The 2,573-nt window shown below is 74.0% G+C and carries 2 protein-coding genes; one reads left to right on the forward strand and one right to left on the reverse strand.

The window, feature by feature from the left end:
- On the reverse strand, nt 1–1,546 hold a 1,546-nt coding region (locus tag ACXJKL_RS19120), incomplete at its 3' end, for a DUF7657 domain-containing protein (protein ID WP_457208584.1).
- A gap of 263 nt (nt 1,547–1,809) precedes the next feature.
- On the opposite strand from ACXJKL_RS19120, the gene ACXJKL_RS19125 reads away from it, so the two are divergent.
- Nucleotides 1,810–2,573 (forward strand): glycosyltransferase family 4 protein (locus ACXJKL_RS19125; RefSeq protein ID WP_457208585.1); only part of this gene is annotated, 764 nt, incomplete at its 3' end.

Consider the following 2,573-nt stretch of genomic DNA (forward strand, 5'->3'; position numbering starts at 1 on the left):
GGTAGCCGGTGAGCATGGGGCCGCCGTTGGCGACGAAGAGTGCGTTGGCGGCCAGCGAGTTGGTGGCGATGAGCGCGTCCTCGCCCTCGGCACGCTCGATGAGGGCGCGCGCGTCCTGCGCCGCGGTGCTGGTGCGGAGCTCGCCGACGCCGTGGACCACCGGGTTGGTGTCGGCGCCCGCCGCGAGGCAGAGCACCAGCGCGCCGGCGACCGGCCAGGACCTCGCCGGCCAGCGGGTGACGGCGTACACGACCACGGCCAGCGCCAGCACACCCACCCAGACCTGCCAGGTCGCGAGCCCGGGGAGGGCACGCTGCAGGTCGCTCACCCCGTACGCCGTCACCGCCGCGCTGGTCGCGGCCGCGGCGATCGCCAGCCGGGCGGTGTCGCCGGTCAGGCGCGAGGCGAGCAGGACCAGGAGCAGGACGGCCGGGAAGCCGACCGTCTGCGCCGCCCGCACCGGCAGGACCGTGCTCAGCAGCGGCACGTGCTCACCGAGGCCGCCCCAGGAGACCATCGCCCAGGCGGACCAGAGACCGGTCGTCGCCGCCAGGGTGGCGATGGCGCCGCGCTGGGCCGTGGTCGACGCCGCCCACGCCCGACGCCAGATCACCAGCGCCCAGACCGCGCAGACGAGGAAGCCCGAGGAGATCTCGCTCTGGTTGAGGATCGTCGGCGCCGGCCCCGCCTCCATCTCGAACAGGCCGGGGGCGCCGAAGAGCTGGGCCGGTGACTGCGCGGCGCCGGTGACCCGGCGCAGGCCGGGGTAGACCGTGTTGAGCTCGGCGGAGAGCGAGGCGGCGTTCTCGAGCAGCGTGCCGGCGAGCAGGGCGACCGACACGATCGCGCCCGCGCCGATGGCGAGGAGCGCCGGRCGACGGGTCGCCCGGTCGGTCACGAGGTAGACGCCGGTGGCCAGGACCAGCGGGACACCGACCGTCAGCGACCACGGCACGTAGTAGGTGACGAGTCGCGCGAGCAGCGCCCCCGCGACGGCAGCCTGGAGCAGCGCGGTGACCCGCCGGCCGGTCACCATGCGGTCGCGGGCCAGCCACAGCAGGTAGCTGCCGGCCGCGGCGAAGGCCATGATGCGGATCGRCATGAAGGACCACCAGAGGGCGGCCGGGGCCAGCGCGGTCAGCACGACACCCAGCCAGGAGAGCGGGCGTGAGGCGCCCGTCCGGCGCAGCAACGGCGGCAGCGTGAGCACGAAGAGCAGCCACGGCCAGGCGCGGAACGCGGCGAACAGCATCTCGTCCGGCAGCCACTCCCCCAGCCGCAGGAGGTTGCCCTCGTGGAACAGCACCGACTCGGCGATCCCGCCGGACGAGACCTGGTAGATCAGGTCGGGGTCCTGGGACAGGGCGGGCGCCGTCGAGGCGCCGTGCGCCAGCACCGAGAGCTCGATCGGCGCCTGGGTGAGCCACTCGTCGCTGCGGATCGGGAGGGACTCGCCGAGCTGCGGCGCCCCGTCGCCGGCCGAGGACATGCTCAGCAGCGCCAACGAGGACGTGCTCAGACCGCCCAGCACCAGCGCGGCGTACACCAGGACGGGGACCAGGACCTCGAGGCGGTCCGCCCAGCCTCCGCGCAGTCGCGGACGCGGACGAACCGGGGTGGGCGCTGCCTCGGGTGGTGCCTCGGGCCGGTGATCGACGGTGCTGATGGTCCTACCTCCGCGTGCGGTCCCGCCGGCCTGCTCCCCGGGCGCTGGTCGGTGGTCACGGTACTGGAGGGATCATTTCGTCGGGACCGGTGCCGGTGACTAGGCTGCCGGGGCAGCCAGCCCCTCTCGGAAGGTCCACCGCGTTGCGCATCGTCGTCGTCAACAACTTCTTCCCACCCCGCGTGGGGGGCAGCTCCCACCTCAGCGACTCGCTCGCCCGCGGCTACGCCCGGCGCGGCCACGAGGTGCTGGTGCTGACGGCCGAGCACGAGGGGGCGCCGGCCGAGGAGGAGCGCGAGGGGGTCCGCATCGTGCGGCTGCCGGCGTACACCCTCCCGGAGAGCCGGATCAACGTCTCCTTCGACCTCTCGTTCGCGACCCGGCCGGGCCTGGCCAGGCGGCTCGACACGATCCTCGACGCCTTCGCGCCCGACGTGATCCACCAGCACGGACAATTCATGGACCTGACGTGGGCCACCGGCAACTACGCCCGGCGGCGGGGAGTCCCGACGCTGCTCAGCATCCACACCCGCCTGGAGAACCCGGCGGCGCACTACAGCCACGTCTTCCGGACCCTCGACGCCACGATGGTCAAGCCCATGATGCGCCGCCACCGACCGCGCCTGGTCGTCATGGACTCCTACATGCAGGACTACATCGCCAGCCGCTACCGCGGCGCCCACCGCGACACGGTGGCCATCCCCGTCGGGGTGGACCCCGCGTGGGTGCGGGCCGGCGACGCGGCCACGGGTCGCGAGCTCGCCGGCGTCGAGCCCGGCCGTCCGCTGATCCTCTCGGTCGGTCACGTGATCCCGCTGCGGGACCGGGTCGGCATCGTCGAGGCGCTGCCGGCGGTGCTCGAGCGGCACCCGGACGCGGTGCTGGTCGTCGCCGGGCGCGTCTACTA

It is taken from the genome of Nocardioides sp. P5_C9_2 (genome assembly GCF_054049555.1).